Consider the following 23,150-nt stretch of genomic DNA (forward strand, 5'->3'; position numbering starts at 1 on the left):
CCCAAATCTACTTCGTGCCGCCGCTGATGCGCGTGCTTAGAGCTGAAACGCCGCTTCGCGCTTGAACCCGTCCAAAACAGGCGCATTGGCATGGCACAACAGCCGCCAATTCATTTGGCCGTCAATTTTGCGCCCAATCCGCAATTCGCAGAGTTGACCAACCGCGAAGATCGCGCCCATGCGGCCACCTTCCTTCAGTTGATCCGTCAGGCTTGGGGGCATGGTTTCAACAGCCCCGTTAACAACTATGACGTCATAGGGGCCATATTTGGTCGCGCCTTCCGCGTGGCTTGCGCAAATCATTGCGGCATTATCAACAGATTGCGCCGCGAAATTTGCTTCTGCCTCTTGGGCAAAGTCGGCATTTTCTTCGACCGCAACCACAGCCTCGGCCATATGGGCCAAAACCGCACTGGAATAACCAAGACCTGCGGCGACATCGAGAACCAGATCACTCGGCCCAATATCGAGCGCGTCCAACATTTTCGCAAAACTGCGGGCTTCAAGGATCACACGACCTGTCCCAAGGATCAGGTTTTCACCGATATAAGCCACATCCTGCATATCGGCGGGCACATAGGCCTCGCGCGGAATGGCAAGCATGGCATCAATCACTTGGAATTTCGTGACATCTGAGGGGCGCACTTGGGTGTCTACCATCGTGACGCGGCGAGATTTAAAGTCGGCCATTCAACTGAACCAATGAGTCTAGTTTGCGTTGCTCCTGCTATGGCACATGGCGGGCCCTCGTGCAACGCCTGCTGGGCGCTTTGGTGCAAGTTAGGTCTGCTTTGCCGCATCCTTGCCCAAAATTCCCTCGCAATGCGGTGATAGACGCGCGCATCACAATAGATTAACACTTGCGCTAGGGCGGCCTGATTGATGCCCATCTGTCAGTTTATTTTTATTTCGGTTAACCAGTATGACGTCAAAAATCAGCATTGATCTTGGCACGGCCAACACCGTTTTCGTGGATAGCGAGTCGGGCGTGATCTTGGATGAGCCATCTGTCGTGGCGTTTCACATCAAAGACGGGCGCAAAAAGCTATTCGCGGTGGGTGAAGATGCCAAATTGATGCTCGGTAAGACGCCGGAATCGATCCAAGCCTGCCGCCCCCTATCCGATGGGGTCATCGCCGATTTTGATGCCGCGCAAGAAATGATTGGCGCGTTTTTCCGCAAGGCTTTGAACCGCTTCATGCTGCGAAAGCCGATCGTGTATGTCTGCGTGCCATATGGGGCCACCCCCGTTGAAAAGCGTGCGATCAAGCATTCGGTCGAAGCGGCAGGGGCGCGCAAAGTTGGGCTAGTCGAAGAACCGATGGCCGCCGCACTTGGTGCGGGCCTGCCTGTTCTTGACCCACGCGGCGCGATGATTGTCGATATTGGCGGCGGCACAACCGAAGTTGCAGTCCTCTCCTTAGGCGGCATTGTCACAGCACGCTCAGTGCGCATCGGGGGCGACCATTTTGATGAGGCGATCTCAAACTTCATCAAGAAAAACTACAATTTGAACGTGGGCGTCTCATCCTGTGAAAAGCTCAAACATGAGATTGGCACCGCCATCTTCCCCGCAGATGGCAAAGGACGCAGCGCTACAGTGCGGGGGCGCGATGCCTTTAATGGCCTGCCCAAAGAGCAAGTTGTGACCGAACAAGATGTGGCCGAGGCGCTGCACCCGCTAATTGAACAGATTTGGACGGCGGTGATGTCATTGCTCGATCAAACACCGCCAGATCTGGCATCGGACATCCATGAATACGGGTTGATGCTTACAGGCGGTGGCGCGGGCCTTAGGGGCATTGACAAAGCCTTGTCTGACCTCACGGGGGTTCCTGCAACCGTGGCCGAAAATCCCAAATATTGCGTGGCCTTTGGCACCCAAATTGCGATGAATTTGGGCAAGCGTATGGAGCACGCTATACAGCGCGATCCATAGGGTCGCAGCGGATTGACCCTGGGCCCTGCAAGAGCATATTATATCATATTGATAATTTTTCTGGATGAATGATGACGCCGTTCTCTCCCACAAGCCCGAATGAACCCAACTTTGACGGCCCGCGCGGCACAGCGTCTGCAACAGTCATCCATGCTGGTATGACGATTGAGGGGAAGTTGCGCAGCAATGGCGATGTCGTCATCGAAGGCAGCGTAACGGGCGACATCACGGGTCATAATGTCACCATTGCCCACGGGGCCAAAGTGCGCGGCACAATCACCGCTGACATGGTAAAAATCGATAGTCAGTTCGAGGGCACGATCACCTGCAGAAAGTTGCAAATCGACAGCAACGCGCAAGCGCGCGGCGAGTTTAACCAAAACATCCTCGCCGTGGCCTTTGGCGCGCGCTTTGAAGGCAATGTCACCGTGAAGCAGCAATCTAGCATGGCGATGAACGATTGAACCGCGCAGCAATCAATAGGCACGGCACCATGAGCGCAGAGTATGAAAACGCCAATGAACTGGTCTTTGTGTCCAATGCCTCGCAGATGAAACTTGCGCGCAGCATGGATGTTGAGGCGCCATCGACCGAATATTTGCGCAACCTGCCCGAATGCGCCGCCGATTACTCAATTTGCCAAGGCATGATCGCAGATTGTTTGATGAGTGACGGTCAATCGCTTGATCTTTCAGGGCTTAACAATTTGGTGGAATTGCCCTCAAGCATCGCCAAATGCAGCAATTTACGCAGCCTGAACATTTCAAACACGCGCGTCACCAGCCTACAGCCTTTGCGCGGCCTATCCCATCTTGAGCGCGTCTCAGCTTGGGCCACGCCAATCAGCGATCTCAGCCCCTTGGCGGGTATGCGCAGCCTGACCCATCTGCAGCTTGGCGGGACATTTATATCGGACATCACAGCTTTGCGCGAATTGACGGGGCTGCGCTATCTCGATGTATCTCATAGCCGCGTTGCGGATATCAGCCCGTTGAGCCTGTGCAAAGATCTGCGGGAATTGATTCTGCGTGACACCGAAGTTTATGACATCACGCCGATTGCGCGGCTGCAACGGCTTGAGATCCTTGACCTCAGCCTTTGCCCCGTGGATCCATCCATGATCCAAACGGGGCCTCGCATCAAAATCGTGATCCGTGAGGCCGCCGCCGTAGAAAAGCCAAAGCGCAAAGGACTGTTTTCAAGCTAACCCAACCCGTTCTTCCGCGCGTTTTGCCCTCTTACCACTTGCGCAGGCGCAAACCTTGCAGTAGCACCGCCCCATAGACACCACAGATACCCCGAAGGCGAGTTGGCGGAGTGGTGACGCAGCGGATTGCAAATCCGTGTACACCGGTTCGATTCCGGTACTCGCCTCCAATAAAATCAATGACTTAGCTGATTTTTACGCTCCAAAAAAGCGATACACACCTGATACACACTATACACACCAGAGCGTGAATGCGTTCGCTGTGTTGAACAGGGTGTTTTGGGTGCTGCCTGAATCGGTGCTTTTTTTAGCCGTTTTTTGGGGTAGAGCGCTGTGCTGAACAGGGCAAAGGCTGCAGATTTCTGCCTGTGTCATAATATGCGTAGTTTTCCTAAGTGCCCCTGCGCTGTATGCTGTTTATATGTCACAGGATGTCCAAACCATCCGCATCAGCGAATATGTGCGCTTGGACAAGCGACAACGCAGCGCCAAATGGCAAGCCCGCGTAAAGCTCGCAGACGGCAGCTGGCATCGGTTCTCAACAAAAACGGAGGATCTTGAGCGAGCCACAGATTTGGCGATGAAGTTTTTCTACACCGCTGAAGATCGCGCAAAAAACAATCTGCCCCAGAGCACCCGTAAGTTTAAGCGCGTGGCTGAGTTTGCGCGGGACAGGATGCAGGAAGAGCTCGATGCAGGTGGCGGGCATATTGTGTTCAAAGACTACATCACCGCCATCGACAAATACCTCGTGCCCTATTTTGGCGGCTATGACGTCTCAAGCATTGATGCCAAAGCACTGGTAGATTTTGGTAAGTGGCGCACAGAGAAGTTGGGACGCAAAGCGCATCACAGCACCATCAATACGCATAACACTGCGCTGAACCGTGTACTGGATGAAGCCGAGCAGCGTGGGTGGATTACACACGCCATTCGTCCAAAGCCGATCAATGATGGCATCAAGACCAAAAGCCGCGGCAGCTTTACCCGTGAAGAATACCGGATGATCTATGAGGAACTGCGGGGGTTCCACAAACTCACAGACAAACCCATTACCGCTGGCACACGTGAAGTTCTAAGGAACTATGTGCTTATCCTTGCAAACACGGGCATGCGGCATGGGACAGAAGCCCTAGATCTCAAGTGGAAGAACCTGCTGTGGCTTGAGGAAGAGGATCAAACCTATTTAGGGCTGTTTGTTGACGGCAAGACGGGTCAACGGCCTTTGGTTGCCCGAGATCGCGCCATACGGCCCTTTGAACGCCAGATTGAGATCAATCCCAAACTGACGGGTATGACGCTGAATGAAGTGATCGAAGCCAAACTCGATGAGTATGTGTTCGTAACACGTTTGGGGCAGCGGGTTGCGCGTGCCAACCTATCCCGCAACTTTGAAAAGCTCTTGGACAAGCTTGGGCTGGTCTACGGCGCAGATGGCAAGAAGCGCACGCTTTACAGCTGGCGACACTTCTACGCGACGCTCGACCTACAGCGCGGGCTCAGCACCCATGCGCTCAGCAGACAGATGGGCAACAGCACGGGCGTGCTTGACCGGTTTTACAGCAAGCTATCGCCCTTTATGAACCCAGGCCTGCACTCCGGGCGAGATTTGCGTAATGAGCAGCTTGAGCTGAAGAACACGGTGGCTGTGAGTGAGCCAGCGCAACCGACCGCTTCAGTGCCTTTGGAAGTACAGGATACATCCGAAACGGCACAAAAGGCCCCTGCCCTTTCCGCAGCAGCCAAAGCGTTCGATCTGTTTGATGCAGGCAAGTTGAGCGAAAGCGCCTTGTTGATTGCTCTTGGTGTTTCGCGTGCCGGGTATGATCCGAGCGAGGAGTTGCGTCTGCGTGCCTTGACAGCGTTTGAGGCTGAAAGGCTTAGTGAAGACGGGTTAACGCGGGTGTTGGGCAGCTAGCGGCCCAGAGCGGACATCCGGACCAACCGCAGCGAACGGCAGCATCGAGCCCAAACTGTAAATTCGTTTATCTCGCTGCAGGCGCACGCAGCGAGGAAATTGCTGCAGGCGCTTAGATATCAGCGCGGCAAGGCGGCTGTGATTCCGGCCATTCTTTCAGGCTGCCATTAGGTTCGAAGCACAAACGCACGGGTGGTAGGTCAGATGCGATCAGGTTTGCGAGTAGCATTTCAACGTCAGCGCGGTGCTGATGCTTGGGTTCGGAGGGCGGCAAGGAGGGCAAATCATGCCTCGAGTCCAACTTCCTGCCGTCACCCCGAAACTTAAAGCCTGGAACAAGGGGCGGATCGTCGGCCAGAAGCGACCGCTGCTACCAAAACAGGTTTGGGCCATCCGAGCGCGACTGGAGCTGGCGAATAACCTTCGCGATCTGGCGCTATTTAACGTTGCCATCGACAGCAAGCTACGTGGGTGTGATCTGGTCAGGCTCTCTGTGCTCGATCTGGTCAAAGAAGATCGTGTCCGAGAACGGGTTTCGGTCATTCAGAGCAAAACCAAGCGGCCTGTTCAGTTTGAACTGACGGAAAACACAAGGGAAACTGTCCTGTCTTGGGTCAAGTCACCCGAGATGTGGGCTTGCGCGTTCATGTTTCCCAGCCGCTTCCACGATCGACCGCATATTTCAACCCGTCAATATGGCCGGTTGGTGCACGATTGGGTGTCGTCAATTGGTCTGGAACCAAGCGGATACGGAACGCATTCGCTTCGCCGAACCAAAGCGGCTGAGATTTACCGGAAAACAGGTAACCTGCGCGCTGTGCAGCTGTTGTTGGGACATACTAAGATCGACAGCACAGTACGCTATCTCGGTGTCGAGCTGGAAGATGCGCTGAGCATAGCGGAACAGATCGACATATGAGCCATGCGGGCGAGCGGCGATCCGCTCGCCATCCGCCGGATTCAAATTAGCTGGCAAGATTATCGGGATACCAGGACGCCATCGAAAGATTTCGAGGGGAAGACTACATCAACGTTTGTCAAGAGTCGCTTTATTGGTTATTTTGCGGACATGGAATTTCTAGACGTCAGTCACAACACCCTACTTGTTGCCATGTCTTGCTTAGTGGCATTGGTTGCTGGGTTCACTGGTTTGTCATTGACACGCGACCTCGGCTCAAAACCTGATTTCGAGAAGAAGGGATTGATCGCTTTGGCTGCAATCTCGCTCGGTGGCGGGATATGGGCAATGCACTTCGTGGCAATGCTTGGACTGCAAATGCCGATCCTGTTCTACTATGATGCCGCGATCACGTTGATCTCAGCCCTAACGGCAATCTTGATTGTCGGTGCTGCGCTGATCATCTTGCATTTTACCGTTCGCACCCGTTTCACAGTTTCCCTGGCAGGAGGCATTGTAGGTGTGGGTATCCTTGTCATGCACTACATTGGAATGACCGGGCTTGAATTGTGCCGCGCGGTCTATGCGCCTCTTGGCGTCATCGTGTCGTCGCTGGTGGCTATCCTGCTGTGCATTCTGGCGCTTGGCGTTGCCTACGGACAGAGGACCAACAGGAACATCTTCCTTGGCACTCTGTGTTTTGCAGCAGCCGTGGTGAGCGTCCACTTTCTTGCCATGGCTGGAACGGACTTTGTGGCGGTTTCAGACGGTTCTGAGTTTGGCCCATTGATGAGTAACGAAACACTTGCTCTTGGAGTAATCGTATTCAGTTTCGTCATGTTTGGGGCCTGCCTCTGGGTTGGCGTGACGTATCTGCCCCAACCCAAAAAGGACGCCGCGCCCTCTCGAGAGAAGGACGCGCCTGATGCCGAACAGCGGTTTTTGCAAGTTCCTTGTGAGCGTGATGGCGGCAAAGTCTTCGTGTCCGCCAAGGACGTTGTCTTTGTCCGGGCGGATGCACATTACACTCAGGTCTACACCCATGACGAACGGTTGTTCTGTGTGTGGTCTGTGACAGAAGCCACGAAACGGCTTGTTCCATTGGGCTTCCTTCAGACGCATCGCAGTTACTTGGTGAATCCTGGGCATGTCGTCCGGTTTGAGCGGACGAAAGACAGCGGCAAATGTGTGTTTGAGGGGCCTGAGACACCTGCTGCACCTGTGAGCCGTTCCAAGTTAAAGTTGATACAGGACGCTTTGGCTTCGCAGGTCGGCGCAGTTCGTGCAACCTGAGGCGCATTTCGTGAAAAATTCCAGTTTTTCGTTGATTTTCTAAAGCTTCGGCATTCGGGCGTATGCACTCCTTTCCTCCAGCAAGTTGAATCGCTTTAGGGAGGAGAGCCGATGATACCAGCGGCCTTTGAGTATTACAGACCCAAGGATATGGCGGGTGTTCTGTCTATTCTGGAAGAACATGGCGATGATGCCCGCGTGATGGCTGGCGGGCACAGCCTGATCCCCATGATGAAGCTGCGCATGGCCGAGGTTCCGCACCTGATCGACCTTCAGGATGTCGGCGGCATGTCTGATATCGAGGTCGGCGTCGACACCATTCGGATCGGTGCCATGGTCACGCAGCATGACATCATCGACAGTGACGCGATCGCCCAGGTGGCTCCGATCCTGCGCGAAGCGGCGCTGCAGATTGCCGATCCGCAGGTGCGTTACATGGGGACTGTTGGCGGCAATGTCGCCAACGGCGATCCGGGCAATGACATGCCGGGCCTGATGCAGTGCCTCGGCGCGACCTTCACCGTTGTGGGCACTGACGGTGAGCGGGATATTCCCGCACGGGAGTTTTACGAGGCCGCGTATATGACGGCGCGTGAGGACGCAGAGGTTCTGACGGCAGTCACGATCCCGGTGCCAAAGGGCGGCTACGCTTACGAGAAGCAGAAGCGCAAGATTGGCGACTACGCCACCGCCGCTGCTGCGGTGCAAATCGTGAAAGAAGCCGGATCCTGTGTGTCAGCGTCAATTGCGATGACAAACCTCAGCGATACGCCGATCTTTTCTGAGGCCGCAGGCGCCGCGCTGGCCGGCACGTCAGTGGATGACGTTGCGATCAAAGCCGCCATAGCCGCGATGCTCGGCGACATCGACCCGACCGAAGACAATCGCGGCCCCGTCGCCTTCAAGAAACATGTTGCAGGTGTGATCCTGCGTCGCGCCATCGAGCGTGCCTGGTCACGGGCGTGAGGGAGTAAACCATGTCAAAGAAACAACACTACACGATCACAGTGAACGGCAAGGAGGAAGAATTCCTCGCCGAACCGCGTGAGTTGCTCATCTACACGCTCCGCGAGCGCCTCAACATCACCGGGCCACATATCGGTTGCGAGACGTCTCATTGCGGTGCCTGCACCGTCACCATTAACGGCAAGTCGGTCAAAGCCTGTACCATGTTCGTCGCCCAGGCCGACGGCAAGAAGATCACGACAATCGAAGGGATCGGCGGGCCGGATAACCTGCATCCGCTGCAAAACGCCTTCAAAGAGCACCACGGGCTGCAATGCGGGTATTGCACACCGGGGATGATCACCCGCGCCACCAAGCTGCTCGAAGAAAACCCGAACCCGACCGAAGAGGAAATCCGCTTTGGCATGGCTGGCAATATCTGCCGCTGCACCGGGTACCAGAACATTGTGAAATCCATTCAGGCCGCCGCGGCTGAGATGAATGCAGCCAAGGAGGCGGCAGAATGAAGGACGAAGTAACAAGCCGCGAAGAGCGGATCGAGAACCTCAAAGGCATGGGCTGCTCGCGCAAGCGGGTTGAGGACGCACGATTCACCCAGGGCAAGGGTAACTATGTCGATGACATCAAGCTGGATGGCATGTTGTTTGGTGATTTTGTTCGGTCGCCCTATGCCCACGCGAAGATCGTCAGTATTGACACCGCCGCCGCGTTGGAAGTTCCCGGCGTTCTGGCCGTGCTGACGGCCAAGGATCTGGAGCCATTGGGCCTGCACTGGATGCCGACACTCGCGGGTGACAAGCAGATGGTGCTGGCTGATGGCAAGGTTCTGTTCCAGGGCCAGGAGGTTGCCTTTGTCGTGGCCGAAGATCGCTATGCCGCCGCAGATGGGATCGAAGCGGTCGAGGTGGAATATGACGAGCTTGAGGTTCTCGTAGACCCGTTCAAGTCGATGCAATCCGATGTGGTTCTAAGGCCAGACACGGTTGCCGAGGACGGCAGCCCGGCGGATGGTGCGCACGGCCCCCGCAAGCACCACAATCACATCTTCACCTGGGAAGCGGGCGACAAGGGCCCGACATTCGAGACCATCGACAACGCAGAAGTCGTGGCCGAAGAGACCATGTATTACCACCGCACCCACCCGTGCCCGCTGGAGACCTGCGGCTGCGTGGCGTCGATGGACAAGGTGAATGGCAAGCTGACCCTCTGGGGCACGTTCCAGGCACCGCACGCCATTCGGACCGTTGTGTCGCTGATCTCTGGTATTGAGGAGCACAATATCCGCGTGATCTCGCCTGATATCGGTGGCGGCTTTGGAAACAAGGTGGGCGCCTATCCGGGCTATGTCTGCTCGGTCGTGGCCTCCATCGTGACGGGCAATCCGGTCAAGTGGATTGAAGACCGGATGGACAACCTGATGACCACCGCTTTTGCGCGTGACTACCACATGACAGGTCGGATCAGCGCCACCAAGGAAGGCAAGATCACTGGCCTGCATTGTCACGTGACTGCCGACCACGGCGGGTTTGACGCCTGCGCCGACCCGACAAAGTTCCCGGCCGGTTTCATGAACATCTGCACCGGGTCGTATGACATCCCGACCGCGTATCTTGAAGTCGATGGCGTCTATACGAACAAAGCCCCGGGCGGCGTAAGCTATCGTTGTTCCTTCCGCGTGACCGAGGCCGTGTATTTCATCGAACGGATGATTGAAGTGCTCGCAATCGAGTTGAACATGGACGCGGCAGAATTGCGCCGGATCAACTTCATCAAGAAGGAACAGTTCCCGTATCAAGCTGCACTGGGTTGGGAATACGACTCGGGTGACTATCACACCGCCTGGGACAAGGCGTTGAAGACCGTCGACTACGAGGGTCTGCGTGCCGAACAGGCCCAGCGGGTCGAAGACTTCAAGGCCGGTAAGACACGGTCCCTGATGGGCATCGGCCTCAGCTTTTTCACCGAGATCGTCGGTGCCGGCCCGGTCAAGAATTGTGACATCCTTGGCCTCGGCATGTTCGATAGCTGCGAAATCCGCATCCACCCGACCGGGTCCGCGATTGCGCGACTGGGCACGATTTCACAGGGGCAGGGCCACGCAACCACCTTTGCGCAGATCCTTGCGTCAGAGATCGGTCTGCCCGCCGACAGCATCACCATCGAAGAAGGTGACACCGATACCGCGCCTTACGGGCTGGGGACCTACGGCTCCCGCTCAACCCCGGTGGCCGGCGCGGCGACAGCCATGGCCGGGCGCAAGATCCGCGCAAAGGCGCAGATGATCGCGGCCTATCTGCTCGAAGTGCACGACAACGACGTTGAGTTCGACGTGGACCGCTTTGTGGTCAAAGGCGCGCCGGAGCGGTTCAAGACGATGAAGGAAATCGCCTTTGCCGCGTATAATCAGGCGATCCCCGGAATCGAGCCGGGTCTCGAAGCGGTCAGCTATTACGATCCGCCCAACATGACCTATCCGTTCGGAGCCTATATCTGTGTCATGGACATTGACGTCGATACGGGCGTCACCGATATCCGCCGCTTCTATGCGCTGGATGATTGTGGCACCCGGATCAACCCGATGATCATCGAGGGGCAGATCCATGGCGGTCTGACCGAAGCGCTTGCCGTCGCCCTGGGGCAGGAGATTGCCTATGACGACATGGGCAATGTGAAGACGGGCACGTTGATGGACTTCTTCCTGCCGACTGCATGGGAGGTTCCGAACTACGAAACCGACTACACAGTGACGCCCTCGCCGCACCACCCCATCGGGGCGAAAGGTGTCGGCGAAAGCCCCCATGTTGGCGGCGTGCCGTGCTTCTCGAATGCCATTCAGGACGCCTTCCGTCCTTTCGGGAACCGGCACACCAACATGCCGCATGATCACTGGCGGATCTGGAAGACCGCCAATGAACTGGGCCTGCATGACTAAACCGTAACGGCGGGGCGCGCAGAGTCTCCCCCTGTGCGCCCCAGCCCCGGAGATTTCGATGACCTGGCAATCCCTTCAAACCGCGCTGGCCATGCAAAGCTATGTCGCGTCAGACGACCTGTCGGTGGCGCTGCATCTAGCGCTCACGCTGCAGCGCCCTTTGTTGCTGGAGGGAGCGGCAGGCGTCGGTAAGACAGAAATCGCTCGCACGCTGAGCTTTGCCAAAGACACCAAGTTAATCCGCCTTCAGTGTTATGAGGGCTTGGACGCCTCGCAAGCCATCTACGAGTGGAACTACCAGCGCCAACTGCTGACGATCCGCTCTGCAGCGGAAGACGGCGAGACCGGAAAATCGGTCGAGGATCGCATCTTTTCACGCGACTTTCTTTTGGAACGTCCTTTGCTTTCCGCGATCACACAAGAAAAGCCACCCGTTCTTTTGATCGATGAGATCGACCGCGCGGATGAGGAGTTCGAGGCCTACTTGCTTGAGGTTTTGTCCGATTTTCAAGTTTCCGTCCCTGAACTTGGTACGATCACAGCGACCTGCAAGCCTATCGTGATCCTGACATCCAACGGAACACGGGACCTGTCGGATGCTTTGCGGCGGCGCTGCCTTTACACATATGTCGAATACCCCGACCGCGCGACGGAACTGACGATCCTGAAGGCGCGTTGCCCGCAGGTCGAAAGGCGATTGGCGGATCAGATTATTGGATTCGTGCAAAAGCTGCGGGAAGAAGAGCTGGAGAAAACGCCCGGCATCGCCGAGATGCTCGATTTCGCAGCAGCCTTGATGGGGCTTGGCATTGCCGACCTCACCGATGATCCGGCAGTTTTGCAATCGACACTCACCACCCTTTTGAAAACGCAAAGCGATCAGGCACAAATCACCACTGACGTCGCCGCGCGTATTGCGGGGAAGGCCGCATGACAAGGGTCACCCGCTTTGCCGCCCGCGACCCCGGGCCCGCCGCGCGTGTGGTGGGCTTTGTGGCGCATCTGCGTGACAATGGCTTGCGGCTGGGCGTTGCGGAAGCGGACCTGAGCCTCACCGCACTCACCCAGGTGAATGCCGCAGCCCCGAATGAATGCCGCCGCGTCCTTCGTGCCATCTGCACCGGATGCAAAGAAGAGGCAGAGCGGTTCGACGCTCTCTTTGACAGCTATTGGATGGATGCCGGACGGGTGAAACAGCGTATCATCCCAAAGCCGCAATCCACCCTCAACGAGTCCGTCCATAGCTCACGCGATGGCAGTGGCGAGGATGCGGGGTCATGCGGCACGTCCACGACCCCCGACACCGAAGTCGGCGAAGCCGATAGCGACGGCACCGGCAAGCTTATCGCGACGGTGCAGCGCAACCTGAGTCGCCGTGACCTACGAGACCTCGTTCGCCCCGACGAAATTGCAGAGGCCGAGGCCATCGCGCGCCGTTTGGGTGCTGTGCTTCGGGACAAACGCTCTCGCCGTCGCATTGCTGCGCGCAAAGGCGACCGTTTGCATTTCCGCAAAACCATCCGGCGCAGTCTATCCACAGCCGGCGAGCCCCTGCGCCTGCTGCGGAAACGCCGCCCCGATCGTGCGCGCAAAATCGTGGCCCTGTGCGATGTGTCCGGCTCGATGAGCGTCTACGCGCAGGTGTTCCTGGCTTTTCTTGCTGGACTCATGCGAGCTGACAAAGAGGCCGACGCATATCTATTCCACACGCGCCTCGTCCGGATCACCGAAGCTCTGCGCGACAAAGACACGATGCGGGCCATTGGGCGCATGTCCCTGATGGCCGACGGGTTCGGTGGAGGGTCCAAAATCGGCCCGTCGCTGCAACGCTTTGCCGATACCTACGCAAAACGGTTTGTGGATGGCCGTAGTGTTGTCCTGATCCTGTCTGACGGGTGCGACACCGAGCCTCCGGAACATCTGGAGGCCGCATTGGTCAAACTCAAGAAACGTGGTTGTAAAGTTATATGGCTCAACCCGCTCAAGGGATGGCAGGACTATGCGCCCGTGGCGGGTGGCATGGCAGCGGCCTTGCCCCACCTTGCCCTGTTCAAAGCAGCCAACACGCTGGACGATCTGGCCGCACTTGAAACCGAATTGGGTGCGCTATGAGCCCCGCAGAGATCCTTGACGCCGATCTGGCTGATGCAGCGCAGGACTTGCGAGCGCGACAGGTGCCTTTTGCCTTTGCAACCATCGTGCGGACGGCCGGGGCAACTGCGGCAAAGCCAGGGGCCAAGGCGCTGCTGAGTGCGGACGGTACTATCGTGCATGGCTGGCTGGGCGGAGGATGCACGCGCGGTGCAGTCAAACGCGCGGCGGTCGAAGCCCTGCAAAGCGGTGTGCCGCAACTCATCTCGGTCGCGCCAGAGGACCTTCTGGCAGAGAAAGGCATCGCCCCCGGCGATACCGTCGATGGCACGCACTTTGCGCGCAATGGCTGCCCGTCACGGGGCACCGTCGATATCTTCATCGAGCCTTGCCTGCCAATGCCCGAGTTGGTGATCATCGGCACATCTCCGGTCGCCCAGGCGCTCAGCACGCTTGCTCCGCAGTTTCATTGGTCGGTCTCCGCAGCCATTGCGCCCGCGCCGGTGGACGCGCGGCAAAAATTCATCGTGATCGCGACACAGGGACAGGGCGACCTTGGTGCTCTGAAAGCGGCGCTCTCGGTCGATGCCGCATATGTCGCCTTTGTCGGCAGTGGCCGGAAATTTGCGGCTCTTGCCGAGAAACTTCACAGCGCGGGCATTGGGCCAGAAAAGACAAAAACCGTAAACGCGCCTGCCGGGTTGGATCTGGGCGCTGTTACGCCGGAAGAAATTGCCCTCTCGATCCTCGCCCAGCTGCTGCGTGTGCGCCGCGCAAACACGGCGGTCACAGATGGATGACGTCGCCGCAATCCTCCTTGCCGCAGGCCTGTCTCGCCGCATGGGCGCACAAAACAAGCTGCTGATGCCGGTAGCAGGCAAACCCATGGTGCGACATCTGGCGGAAACTTACCTGTCGGTGTTGACGACACCGCTGACGGTTGTAACCGGGCATGAAGCGAACAAAGTCCGAGCCGCACTTACAGGGCTATCGGTTGTCGTTGCTCACAACGAAAACTTCGCCGAGGGCCAGCCCGGATCCGTTGCAACAGGACTTAGCGTGGCGACTGACGCAGCGCTTTTGCTGATTGGATTGGCCGATCAGCCGCGCCTCACCCAAGCCGATTTGATACAGCTGCTGCAATGGCATCGTGCCAACGATCCGGGCAAGATCACCGTGCCCAAACGGGACGCGGACCGTGGCAATCCGATCCTTGTTCCGCGCATTTTGCGCCCACGTCTGACCGAAAACCCCAACCGCCCGGGCTGCATGCGCGTCACCCGCGACGAGCCGGAGCTCGTTCAATTCGCCCCGCTGACCGCTGACGGTTTCTATGCGGATGTCGACACCCCGGAAGACTACGCAGGACTCATGCAGAATGAAGCGGAGACCGCGGGATGATCCGGTTTTTCAAACGACTGAAGGTCTGCTGCAAGAGACTAAAGATGACGCCTGAACAGGCTGACAACATCCGATTTCCCTGTTGCTAAGAAAAGGAAACCCAAAACATGGAACTCAGTGACGAAATCATCATCAACGCGCCCAAAGACCAGGTCTATGCGGCTTTGAACGATCCAGAGGTACTCAAGCAGTGTATTCCTGGATGTGAGGAGTTGATAAAACATTCAGACACGGAACTGGAAGCCAAGGTCGTTCTGAAAATCGGCCCTGTTAAGGCCCGTTTTGGCGGGAATGTTGTGCTGGACCAAACCGGCGCACCGGATGCGTTTTCGCTGACCGGTCAGGGCAATGGCGGTGCAGCAGGTCACGCGAAAGGCGGTGCCGATGTGACGCTGACCGCTGACGGGGACACGACCATTCTACGCTATGAAGCCAAGGCGGAAATCGGTGGAAAACTGGCACAACTAGGCAGCCGCCTGATCCAGAGCACGGCAAGGAAGCTGGCAGCGAAGTTCTTCAAGTCCTTTGCAGATGTGGTCAATGAAGACGTTGCAGCCTGAGACCGGCATCTACGCAGAGCGTGTGGCCGACATCGTGGACGCGGCCGCTCGCATTGTTCAGGCCGATGGACGGTTTGCCCTGATCACATCCCTTTCGATCGAAGGCGGGGCAGCGCGCGAAGTTGGCTCATTGGCCATCGTGGAACCTGACGGAACGATGACGGGTTATCTGTCAAACGGGTGTATCGACCGGGACATTCAGCATCGCGCGCTCATGGCATTGAATGCCAATCGCAAGGAAGTGGTCCGCTACGGCGAGGGGTCTCGTTATCTCGACTTGAAACTTCCCTGTGGCGGGGCGCTTGAGGTGCTGATAGACCCGGATCCAGATCGTGACATGCTGTTGAATGCAAAGCGTGACTTTGATGCGCGCAGACAGGCAACGCTTTCCTTTCGGGAAAACGGGGCTGATCAGCCCACATACAGCTTTACCTACGAGCCACGGGTGCGGCTCTGCCTTGCGGGGCGAGGCGCGATCTTTCGAGCCTTGGCGCGGCTCGGCGACGCCACGGGATATGAGGTTCTGTTAATCTCACCTGATACCGAGGATATGGACGCCACACAGCATCTCTCAAAGCAAGCTCCAATTCATCTCAAGTCCTCTGATCAAGCGCTGGACCTGAGCGACCTCGACGAACGGACCGCGTTTCTCACCCTTTTCCATGATCACGACTGGGAGCCTCATCTGCTGCTCAAAGCGCTAGAGACGCCTGCGGGCTTCATAGGATCGCTAGGTAGTCGGAGAACACATGTGATGCGGTGTGAAACGCTCATTGGTTTGGGCGCAACGGACGCGGAAATCAGCCGGCTGAGGGGCCCAATTGGGTTGGTCGGATCACTTAGGGATGCATCGTTGATCGCTGTATCCGCATTGGCAGAGATCGTTTCGACGTTTCCCTCGCAGCTCTCAATTCCTCGAACAGCACATGCCGGTACCGCTGAAGGGCATTGGGCCCAGATCGGGTGAAAGACCTTCACTACTTTCCTTGACTCACAAAATACGAGCGCTCGACCGTTTCGCGAAGGTCATCCCCTTTTAGATAACCAATGGCTGGTTTGGTTTTGAGAAGCTCAAGAAGCCAATCAAGATGCCGCAAGTGCGAAGAAATGCTGCATTAGCAATGGTTGTGTGAGCAAAAGGCCGCTTGGTCCGCTTGGGCGACATTGGTCTTGGGTTCAGCGAAGGTCCGAAAACCGCCCATAACGACTTTCACAGCAGCTCGACCGCCGCACTGAGCTGTTCAGCGTTCACGTCGATGTAACGCTGCGTTGTGCTGATATGGCTGTGTCCCGCCAATTCCGCCAACAAGCGCACGCCCACGCCCTTGTTCGCCAATCTCGTTATATATGTCCTGCGTCCCGAATGGCTTGATGCATCCTTGAGCCCCACAGCCTTATAGATGTCCAAGAACAGCTGGCACATGGTGTTGGCAGAGAAGTGCCCGCCTTTCTGGCTCTCAAAAAGCGGGCGACTTAGATCAGCAAGGTACAATCCCGCTGCATATTCCGCTAGCGCACGGCGCAAACGCTGGTTCAGGTAAACTGTGCGTGTCTTACCGCCCTTGCTTTGCGCTGCGGTTAGGATGAACTGCTCACGCACGTTACAGTCTTCATCAAACACATCGCCTCGCGTCAGCGCGGCTAGCTCCTTGGCCCGCAGCCCTGCGTAGAAGCTGAACAGGATGATGGTTTCGTCACGAGTTGGATGACGACGGCTGCGGCAGTAGTGTAATACACGGCGCAGCTGGGCTTCGTTGAGCGTCTGTGCTTGGCGCATTGTGCGATCCCCTCAAAACATAATCATTTGCTACAAATGACTGTAAAGTCTGAGGTTTCGGTTGGTCGACCGAAATCGTGCCATCTATGATCTCTATATTTTTCAATGACTTAAGCGAAAATCTCATAGAATGTTGATTGTATGAGATTTTGTGCGGCAGCGTTCTTGTCGCGGAAAATTGCGCTACTGCAGCCGCGCAATTCGGCTTAACAGCACCTCGCGCGAAATCTCGCCCACATGTGTGTGCGCAAGCAGCCCGTCAGTGCCGATGAATAAGGTCACGGGCAGGCCCACCGTGCCATAATGCCGTGCAAGCATCCCGCTTGTATCGATCAGCACGTGTTCTGGCTGAAGATCATGTTCTGCGAGGTAGCGACTGACATGGGCCGCTGTTCCACCTTGGGATGCCAACAAGAACACGACATCATCACGCTGCGCGGCAACGGTTGCGAGCATAGGCAATTCACGGCGGCAGGGCGGGCACCACGTGGCCCAAAGATTGATGATGATCGGCTTATCTGAAGCGACGAGTGATGTCAGAACTAGGCTTTCGCCCTCGATGGTCGCCAAAGGATCTCCAGGCAATGCCACAGGCTCGCGGGGCGCAACATCCAACAGGATTGCTTGCCACACGATCACGCCTGCGCAGAGCGCGGATGCAGCAGGAACAACGGGCAACGACCGCCACAAGGCCCAAGCTGTCACGGCTGCAACACCAACTGCAGCCCCAGCCACAGAGAAGCCGCCTTGCCAGATCGCTAAGATGCGCCAAGGCTCTTCGGCAAAGCTGGGCCAGAATTCGATCACATGGCCGAGGCGAGCACCAATAAACCCCCAAAACACGGTTGTGCTGGACCAGTTGCTTAATGTGCGAGCTTTAGTTGAACGTGCAAAGAGCTCTGCCACAGCCACAAATACGATCACGCCAAGCAGTGCTGCAAAGCGTTCAATACTGAGAACAAATGGGCCGAGGTCGATTGCGGACATGCAACGCGGGTATCAGCCCACGGGCATGATTGCCAGTGTCAAGCGATCTGCGGATGACTTAGGTCAGTATTCCTCAGCCAACATTACCGTGAGCACCCGCGCAGTGACGGTTTCATCTGCGGGGTCCTGCGAGTGCAGGGTGTAGTCGAGGTCGTAGTAATCAAATTTCCAAAACACCTGATGTTCACCCCAATAGAACGACCCAAAGTCATGCTCGCCATATGGATCATTGTCTGGTGTAAAATCGTCATAGGCTTTGACAAGGTCAAATACGGCATAGACCGCGTCATGACCAAGTGCCGCTATGCCCCGTGTGATCGCCACACGACAGCCCGTGAAGCTCTGCCGTGCGTGATCATTAAGTGCTCTTATTCGCTCAACATCGGGTTCAGGCATTTGCAGTAGCCCGCACTGCCCCCGGCTTGATGCGGGGTTCTCGCTGTGTGGCTTTAGCTATGGCACTGTCCAATTCTCCGGTAGATGCAGCGGCAATGAATGCATCTAGTACAGGCTCCACTTCTTTGAGTGTTTTGACGAACACTGCATTGTTGGTGCCATCAGCTGCAATCACACGTGCTCCATAACGACACTGCACATACCAGCCTCCGTCCTGCTCAAAGAACCAAGGCCGCACACGGCGATGGGTTTGAACTGAGACCCGTTCCCCATGCTCGTTGTTCATCCACTTGTGTCGTTCGACCCTGTGGTCCTTACCCTCAAGTGCCGCTGTATAAACCAACTTTTGCTCTTTGAGCCCCGCCACGAGCTTGTCACGTCGTGCAATCACAGGATCACGTGTGTTGGTTTTGGTGACTGTCTTGAAGTTGAGTTTTGCCAATGCATTCATCTGCTTGCTCCGATATTTTCGTTTTATATCAGAAGCATATGGTCACAGATGCGCTTGGACGACCGAAAAGACAGGTGTCGTGATAGGAAATGGCAATACGGAAGAAGACCGAAACTACGCCCATAAAAAAAGCGCCTCGCGGTGTCATCCGCTGACGCTTGATGTTCATTTGATTTCTTCGTTCGCTCGCTGAGCTCTTGTTCGTTGTGTTTGATCTTCACCGAGTTCGTCTGATCAATCGCTTTGCTGTTTGAGCATTTGCTGTTTGATGCCACTGAACAAGGATGTGCCAAGATTTTCATCTACGACACGATCGAATGCTGATTGTCAGATATGCGTCAGTGCGAAGGGGCCTTGCCACGCTCCGCTAGGGCTGTGATGCCCTCTGAGGAATATCTTGCCCAATAGTCTGCGTAAGCTTCTTGAGCTTGCTGCATCCAAATGGGACTTGCTGCTTTATTTATGCGCAGCGCCTGTTGTTCATGCTCATAGGCATGCATTGCATCAGGACAGCCGCGATCCCAAGAGATGTCCAACAGCTGTGTGTCCGCACCCATGCGCCAATATTCGCGTGTGGCGTAGTTGGCTACTTCCCATCGGTCCTTTACGGGCATGATCCAATTCTTAGCCATGGGACCAGTCTGTTTGTGATGCTGCGCCCAAATCGCGTTCAGTGCAAAGCAGGCGTGCTTAGTGTCAGCAACAGGCGACTTGAGTAGGAAATGTATGTGGAAGTTCTCACTGTCTGAGCCTTCATGCGCAAAACACCAGCGCGGCACACGCATGTTCTGGCGATCTGCTGCATGTCCAAAGAACACGCGATCCACGCGGTTCCAGTAGCTGCGGAGGAGTTTGTCAGCGGTGTTGCGGCCAAGCGTACGGCCATTCACAAACTTAAGCGTGCCGAACACATCCCAGTCTTGCTCAAGCAGATGCTTCATGAAAGCTCTGCGTTCCTGTTTGCGCTGCGCGAATGTCATGCACTTCCTCCTCGTGTATTTATCAACGAGGGGCAGATGCTGGCGAAAATTTGGCCGCTTAGTTTATTTTTGGACCGGGATTATGGGTAGGGACAGCACGATCACTTGCCCTCATCTTGCAGTCTTCTGGCCCACACTCCATCGGCGGCAGCTTATTATAGCCATTGAGCACGTAAAGCTGTGTCTGTTCATCAAGCTGATCCCAAATGCTAAAAAAGGTACCGCGTTCCTCAGATGTCATCTCAAGGCAAGCTGACTGGATGGCTTCTCTAAGATGCTGTGCCACACGATCTTCCATATCGCCGAAACAGGCAGTTTCTTGGCGCAGGCAGCAGTCAACGGCCCGCAACACCTGCAATTCAGCCGCATAGAAAGGAGCCTGGGAGCGCCACAGCACTGGTAGGCCGGATGTTTCGAGCAAATCTGCCACGTCATCATCTATCAAGATGTCTACTTTCTGAGGCGCACCGCCCCTGTATCTGCCAAGCCTAATCGTACGGATCAGACCCTATGTTCTGGCATCTTCTTTTGGATCAAAGAAACGGCTGGCTGAAGGCTACCAGCCACATCACAAAGCGAGGTCAGTTTTGCGAATTTCAATTCACCGCCACGGCCTAAGTAAGTGCAGATAGCGCGGAGGTGCTTGATCAGCAAGGCGTGCTTATTGTCATCTACAAACTGATCCGCGAGCGATGCTGCATATCGAAACCAAGGCGCGTAAAGGTGCAGCTCAGTTGCTAGAGCCGCAGATTTTGTTCGGAACGCAGTTTCCGAGAATGCATCCAACCTGACGTCTCGGACCGCTCCGTGTAAGTGCATCATCAGGGAGAAGCGTTCGACGTCATGCAGATCAATTTTACAATCAAATCCTACGTAATCGCATGAGTGATCAAAGAGCTCAGAAGATGCGTATTTCTCAAAGATCATCTTCAGAGGCTCAGGAAACTCAATGCGGATTGACGTTGAGATAAGTCCAGCCTTGCCGCCATGTTTAGGCAAATTCATGACGGTGATATTGCCTTCATCCCAGATAACGCAGTTGCCAAAATCGTGGCATTGGAACACGTCAGCCTGAAATCCAGTTATCGTTGATGTGTATGGATTGGGATCATTATCGTGATAAGTGAAGCAGAACTCAGCATCCAAATTTATGATGCAGATCCAATCCCGAACAATTTGATCCAAGATAGCATTTAGCTCTGTCACTCCAGTGCTGTGATTATTCATTTTGAAACACCTCGCACGTAGTCTTCGAGATACTGAAACTGCTGGTGCTCCGACATTTGCTTCCATTCGTCAGCAAAGACGCGGCTTGCCTCCCGTGATAGGTTTTTAAAGATTGAGCTTTCAATTGCATCGGACAGGTCACGTTCTAGGATGTCCAAAAGGTCATAAAACGGGTTCACCTGTTGATAATCATCTGCCAATGCAGTTAGTGCGCGGCGCTGGTAAACGAGGTCCCGAATGTCAGGATCTACAACCTGCGAGAGCCCCTTCAATTCCAACATCAGTGTTTTTCTATCCATGATCTTTCTCCAGCATGGTGCAGATTTGTGTTTGTTCATCTGCGGTGAGGGTTGGCCAACGCGCCGCGAATGCCCGGGCTTGGGTTTCGGGCAGCAAAGCTTCGGCTAAGGGCACAAAATCTGAGGATGCGATTTTGTAGGTGTTTGCAGCATTGATCACGCGGCGTAGCCCATAGAGCTCAAAAAGCTTCAATTCCGTGGTGAGGCTTTTGTCAGGATCGCTCATGGCGTGCCTCCGGAGACTTGGTTCAGGAGGCTGGCAACCGTGCGAGGCTGAGCGGAGGCGGCAGGCGCAAACTGCCGTGCCGCGTGTACTTGTTCTTCGAGGTAATCGATGAAGTCACGTGCATCGCCAGTGAAGTTAGCCATCAGCTGCTGAACAACAAATAAGGAGACATTTGCCCCCTCAGCGGTGAGGATGGCATGTGCACGCGGCACCCAATCCATTGGCGCAGGCTTTTTGACTTCTACACAGCGCATACGGCTTTGTAGAGCCGGCTTGAGCTTCTTGATGTAGTTGGTGCTGGCCAGAAGCTGCACGCTCTTGTGCTGTTCTATAAAAGTACGAGTTTTGCCAGGGAAAGCATCCTCGATCTCGTCAATCTCATCGACCACGATGATTGCGGGCGTACCGACAGGCCACATCTGCATCTGGGCCATATTGAGCATCTTGTCATAGATGCCTTTGGCGGCATCCGCGCCGTTGAGTGTAAAGTCTTCACATTCAATGCCTGCTTGAGCAAACTGGGTTTCTGCAATCAAACGCAAAGCTTCTGACTTACCAGTGCCGGGCTCACCGTAGAGCAAGAGAGGCTTGGAGGGGCGTGCATGGGCATAGCGATCAATGATCGCCGCGAAATTGGGATCGGCAAAGACGAGGTCATGCACAGACCGCGGCCTGTGACGTTCAGCGAAGGTCATGGGATATCCTTTCGGGGGAAGAGAGCTTGCGCTGCGGGACGTAATTAGAGACGCCCCGCAACGAGGTTTGTTACTCTGCTGCCGGAACAGCTGCGCTCGTGATACGCACTTTCGGCGACATGGAGGCAAAGAGTTTGGGCGCAAAAGTTTTGACGTCTTCTGTGCGCCGCTTGGCAACGTCAGCTGCCTCAAGACCTTTCTGATCATCCTGCGCTTTTTGATCGAGATACTTGCCCGATGCGATCAGCACCGTATCGATTACCTTGGCATCGTTGTTGCCAAACAAAAGATCACCCGTGCCATCAGGATTGCAGCGGATCAGACCCACCACATAGTCTTCGTCATATTCGCTGTTGGGTTGAATGAACTCAGGTAGATCAAAGGTGGCAACTGGGATGCGGGCCATATTAAGACCCATAACTGCCATTTGCTTGTAGTCTTCGGCAGTCATTGTCTTGCCGTCCTTGATTTTCTGCAAGCGACGTACCTCTTCTACCCCCCCGCATTCTTCGATGTAGCTCGTGAGAGTTTGCTCCTCTGGCTTTAGGTCATAGGCAATCGTAAGGACCCTTGAATAGGCCATTTCTCGATTGCCTTCTTTGCCAAACACATAGCGGATCACTTTGAGGCCAAGGCTTGTGCTTGTCCGTGGCTTCATATTGCGATCTGTGAGCAAAGCATTCAAAGCGCGACGCTTGGCTGTGTCGTCTTTCATTTCTGCAAACACGGCATAGCAACGCTCTAAAATAGCGTAGAGCTCATCATTAGAGGCTTTAAGGGTACCCTCTTCCCAGGCAGCGCGCGCCGCTGAGATTTGGTCAAGCGTACGTTCAAGTTGAACTTTATAATTTGTATCAGACATGTTCGTCCTTTCTATCAGGCAGTGAAGTGCCTTCGGGCGGAAGGC

The 23,150-nt window shown here is 55.6% G+C and carries 27 protein-coding genes and 1 tRNA gene; 16 read left to right on the plus strand and 12 right to left on the minus strand.

The annotated features are described in order from the left end of the window. Window positions 1-36: 36 nt before the first annotated feature. A complete protein-coding gene (locus I3V23_05090; GenBank protein QPI86343.1) occupies window positions 37-690 on the minus strand; it encodes a protein-L-isoaspartate O-methyltransferase in 654 nt (217 codons plus the stop codon). A gap of 232 nt (window positions 691-922) precedes the next feature. On the opposite strand from I3V23_05090, the gene I3V23_05095 reads away from it, so the two are divergent. The 16 genes from I3V23_05095 (at window position 923) to I3V23_05170 (ending at window position 16,172) form a co-directional block, all read left to right on the plus strand. After that, window positions 923-1,939, plus strand: coding sequence for a rod shape-determining protein (locus tag I3V23_05095; GenBank protein ID QPI86344.1), 1,017 nt, complete (start codon window positions 923-925; stop codon window positions 1,937-1,939). A 68-nt stretch (window positions 1,940-2,007) separates the two neighbouring features. After that, entirely contained in the window at window positions 2,008-2,403 is a 396-nt protein-coding gene (locus I3V23_05100) for a polymer-forming cytoskeletal protein (GenBank protein ID QPI86345.1), read from the plus strand. 29 nt (window positions 2,404-2,432) lie between these two features. Continuing rightward, window positions 2,433-3,146, plus strand: a complete 714-nt coding sequence (locus I3V23_05105; protein ID QPI86346.1) for a leucine-rich repeat domain-containing protein — start codon at window positions 2,433-2,435, stop codon at window positions 3,144-3,146. A 96-nt stretch (window positions 3,147-3,242) separates the two neighbouring features. Next, window positions 3,243-3,316, plus strand: a tRNA-Cys gene (locus I3V23_05110). A 251-nt stretch (window positions 3,317-3,567) separates the two neighbouring features. Beyond that, the gene (locus I3V23_05115; GenBank protein ID QPI86347.1) at window positions 3,568-5,064 is read left to right on the plus strand and encodes a hypothetical protein; all 1,497 of its coding nucleotides are present in this window, start codon (window positions 3,568-3,570) and stop codon (window positions 5,062-5,064) included. Between the two features lie 286 nt (window positions 5,065-5,350). Then, window positions 5,351-5,983 carry a tyrosine-type recombinase/integrase gene (locus I3V23_05120; GenBank protein ID QPI86348.1) on the plus strand — a complete coding sequence of 211 codons (633 nt, stop codon included), beginning with the start codon at window positions 5,351-5,353 and terminating at the stop codon, window positions 5,981-5,983. 150 nt (window positions 5,984-6,133) lie between these two features. After that, window positions 6,134-7,255 (plus strand): LytTR family transcriptional regulator DNA-binding domain-containing protein, encoded by a 1,122-nt coding sequence (locus I3V23_05125; protein ID QPI86699.1) that lies wholly within the window; start codon window positions 6,134-6,136, stop codon window positions 7,253-7,255. 111 nt (window positions 7,256-7,366) lie between these two features. Next, the gene (locus I3V23_05130) at window positions 7,367-8,221 is read left to right on the plus strand and encodes a xanthine dehydrogenase family protein subunit M (protein QPI86349.1); all 855 of its coding nucleotides are present in this window, start codon (window positions 7,367-7,369) and stop codon (window positions 8,219-8,221) included. Between the two features lie 11 nt (window positions 8,222-8,232). Continuing rightward, the gene (locus I3V23_05135; GenBank protein QPI86350.1) at window positions 8,233-8,727 is read left to right on the plus strand and encodes a (2Fe-2S)-binding protein; all 495 of its coding nucleotides are present in this window, start codon (window positions 8,233-8,235) and stop codon (window positions 8,725-8,727) included. Continuing rightward, window positions 8,724-11,153, plus strand: a complete 2,430-nt coding sequence (locus tag I3V23_05140) for a carbon-monoxide dehydrogenase large subunit (protein ID QPI86351.1) — start codon at window positions 8,724-8,726, stop codon at window positions 11,151-11,153. Before I3V23_05135 ends, I3V23_05140 begins: the two co-directional genes overlap by 4 nt. A gap of 58 nt (window positions 11,154-11,211) precedes the next feature. Further along, complete coding sequence (locus I3V23_05145; GenBank protein ID QPI86352.1) at window positions 11,212-12,087, plus strand: MoxR family ATPase; 876 nt, start codon at window positions 11,212-11,214, stop codon at window positions 12,085-12,087. Then, on the plus strand, window positions 12,084-13,265 hold the full coding sequence (locus I3V23_05150; protein QPI86353.1) for a VWA domain-containing protein: 1,182 nt from the start codon (window positions 12,084-12,086) through the stop codon (window positions 13,263-13,265). Before I3V23_05145 ends, I3V23_05150 begins: the two co-directional genes overlap by 4 nt. Continuing rightward, window positions 13,262-14,044 carry an XdhC family protein gene (locus tag I3V23_05155; protein ID QPI86354.1) on the plus strand — a complete coding sequence of 261 codons (783 nt, stop codon included), beginning with the start codon at window positions 13,262-13,264 and terminating at the stop codon, window positions 14,042-14,044. The genes I3V23_05150 and I3V23_05155 overlap by 4 nt, the downstream gene beginning before the upstream one ends. After that, window positions 14,037-14,645 carry a nucleotidyltransferase family protein gene (locus I3V23_05160; protein QPI86355.1) on the plus strand — a complete coding sequence of 203 codons (609 nt, stop codon included), beginning with the start codon at window positions 14,037-14,039 and terminating at the stop codon, window positions 14,643-14,645. The genes I3V23_05155 and I3V23_05160 overlap by 8 nt, the downstream gene beginning before the upstream one ends. A gap of 107 nt (window positions 14,646-14,752) precedes the next feature. Further along, on the plus strand, window positions 14,753-15,205 hold the full coding sequence (locus I3V23_05165) for a carbon monoxide dehydrogenase subunit G (GenBank protein ID QPI86356.1): 453 nt from the start codon (window positions 14,753-14,755) through the stop codon (window positions 15,203-15,205). Then, window positions 15,186-16,172 (plus strand): XdhC family protein, encoded by a 987-nt coding sequence (locus I3V23_05170; protein ID QPI86357.1) that lies wholly within the window; start codon window positions 15,186-15,188, stop codon window positions 16,170-16,172. Before I3V23_05165 ends, I3V23_05170 begins: the two co-directional genes overlap by 20 nt. 243 nt (window positions 16,173-16,415) lie before the next feature. Here the strand turns inward: I3V23_05170 and I3V23_05175 are convergent, their stop codons facing one another. From I3V23_05175 to I3V23_05225, 11 genes are all read right to left on the minus strand, one after another. Continuing rightward, a complete protein-coding gene (locus I3V23_05175; protein QPI86358.1) occupies window positions 16,416-16,982 on the minus strand; it encodes a tyrosine-type recombinase/integrase in 567 nt (188 codons plus the stop codon). 183 nt (window positions 16,983-17,165) lie between these two features. Then, window positions 17,166-17,969, minus strand: a complete 804-nt coding sequence (locus I3V23_05180; protein ID QPI86359.1) for a TlpA family protein disulfide reductase — start codon at window positions 17,967-17,969, stop codon at window positions 17,166-17,168. 63 nt (window positions 17,970-18,032) lie between these two features. Then, entirely contained in the window at window positions 18,033-18,365 is a 333-nt protein-coding gene (locus I3V23_05185) for a DUF3768 domain-containing protein (protein QPI86360.1), read from the minus strand. Beyond that, complete coding sequence (locus I3V23_05190; protein QPI86361.1) at window positions 18,358-18,816, minus strand: hypothetical protein; 459 nt, start codon at window positions 18,814-18,816, stop codon at window positions 18,358-18,360. Before I3V23_05190 ends, I3V23_05185 begins: the two co-directional genes overlap by 8 nt. 338 nt (window positions 18,817-19,154) lie before the next feature. Then, complete coding sequence (locus I3V23_05195; protein ID QPI86362.1) at window positions 19,155-19,796, minus strand: hypothetical protein; 642 nt, start codon at window positions 19,794-19,796, stop codon at window positions 19,155-19,157. A 58-nt stretch (window positions 19,797-19,854) separates the two neighbouring features. Beyond that, complete coding sequence (locus tag I3V23_05200; protein QPI86363.1) at window positions 19,855-20,226, minus strand: hypothetical protein; 372 nt, start codon at window positions 20,224-20,226, stop codon at window positions 19,855-19,857. A gap of 71 nt (window positions 20,227-20,297) precedes the next feature. After that, a complete protein-coding gene (locus I3V23_05205; protein ID QPI86364.1) occupies window positions 20,298-21,023 on the minus strand; it encodes a hypothetical protein in 726 nt (241 codons plus the stop codon). Further along, complete coding sequence (locus I3V23_05210) at window positions 21,020-21,322, minus strand: hypothetical protein (protein ID QPI86365.1); 303 nt, start codon at window positions 21,320-21,322, stop codon at window positions 21,020-21,022. Before I3V23_05210 ends, I3V23_05205 begins: the two co-directional genes overlap by 4 nt. Then, the gene (locus I3V23_05215) at window positions 21,315-21,548 is read right to left on the minus strand and encodes a hypothetical protein (GenBank protein QPI86366.1); all 234 of its coding nucleotides are present in this window, start codon (window positions 21,546-21,548) and stop codon (window positions 21,315-21,317) included. Before I3V23_05215 ends, I3V23_05210 begins: the two co-directional genes overlap by 8 nt. Further along, entirely contained in the window at window positions 21,545-22,243 is a 699-nt protein-coding gene (locus tag I3V23_05220) for an AAA family ATPase (GenBank protein ID QPI86367.1), read from the minus strand. The genes I3V23_05215 and I3V23_05220 overlap by 4 nt, the downstream gene beginning before the upstream one ends. Window positions 22,244-22,313: 70 nt before the next feature. Continuing rightward, a complete protein-coding gene (locus I3V23_05225; GenBank protein QPI86368.1) occupies window positions 22,314-23,105 on the minus strand; it encodes a hypothetical protein in 792 nt (263 codons plus the stop codon). Window positions 23,106-23,150 lie beyond the last annotated feature (45 nt).

This window comes from Rhodobacterales bacterium HKCCA1288 (assembly GCA_015693905.1).
Taxonomy (GTDB): Bacteria; Pseudomonadota; Alphaproteobacteria; order Rhodobacterales; family Rhodobacteraceae; genus M30B80.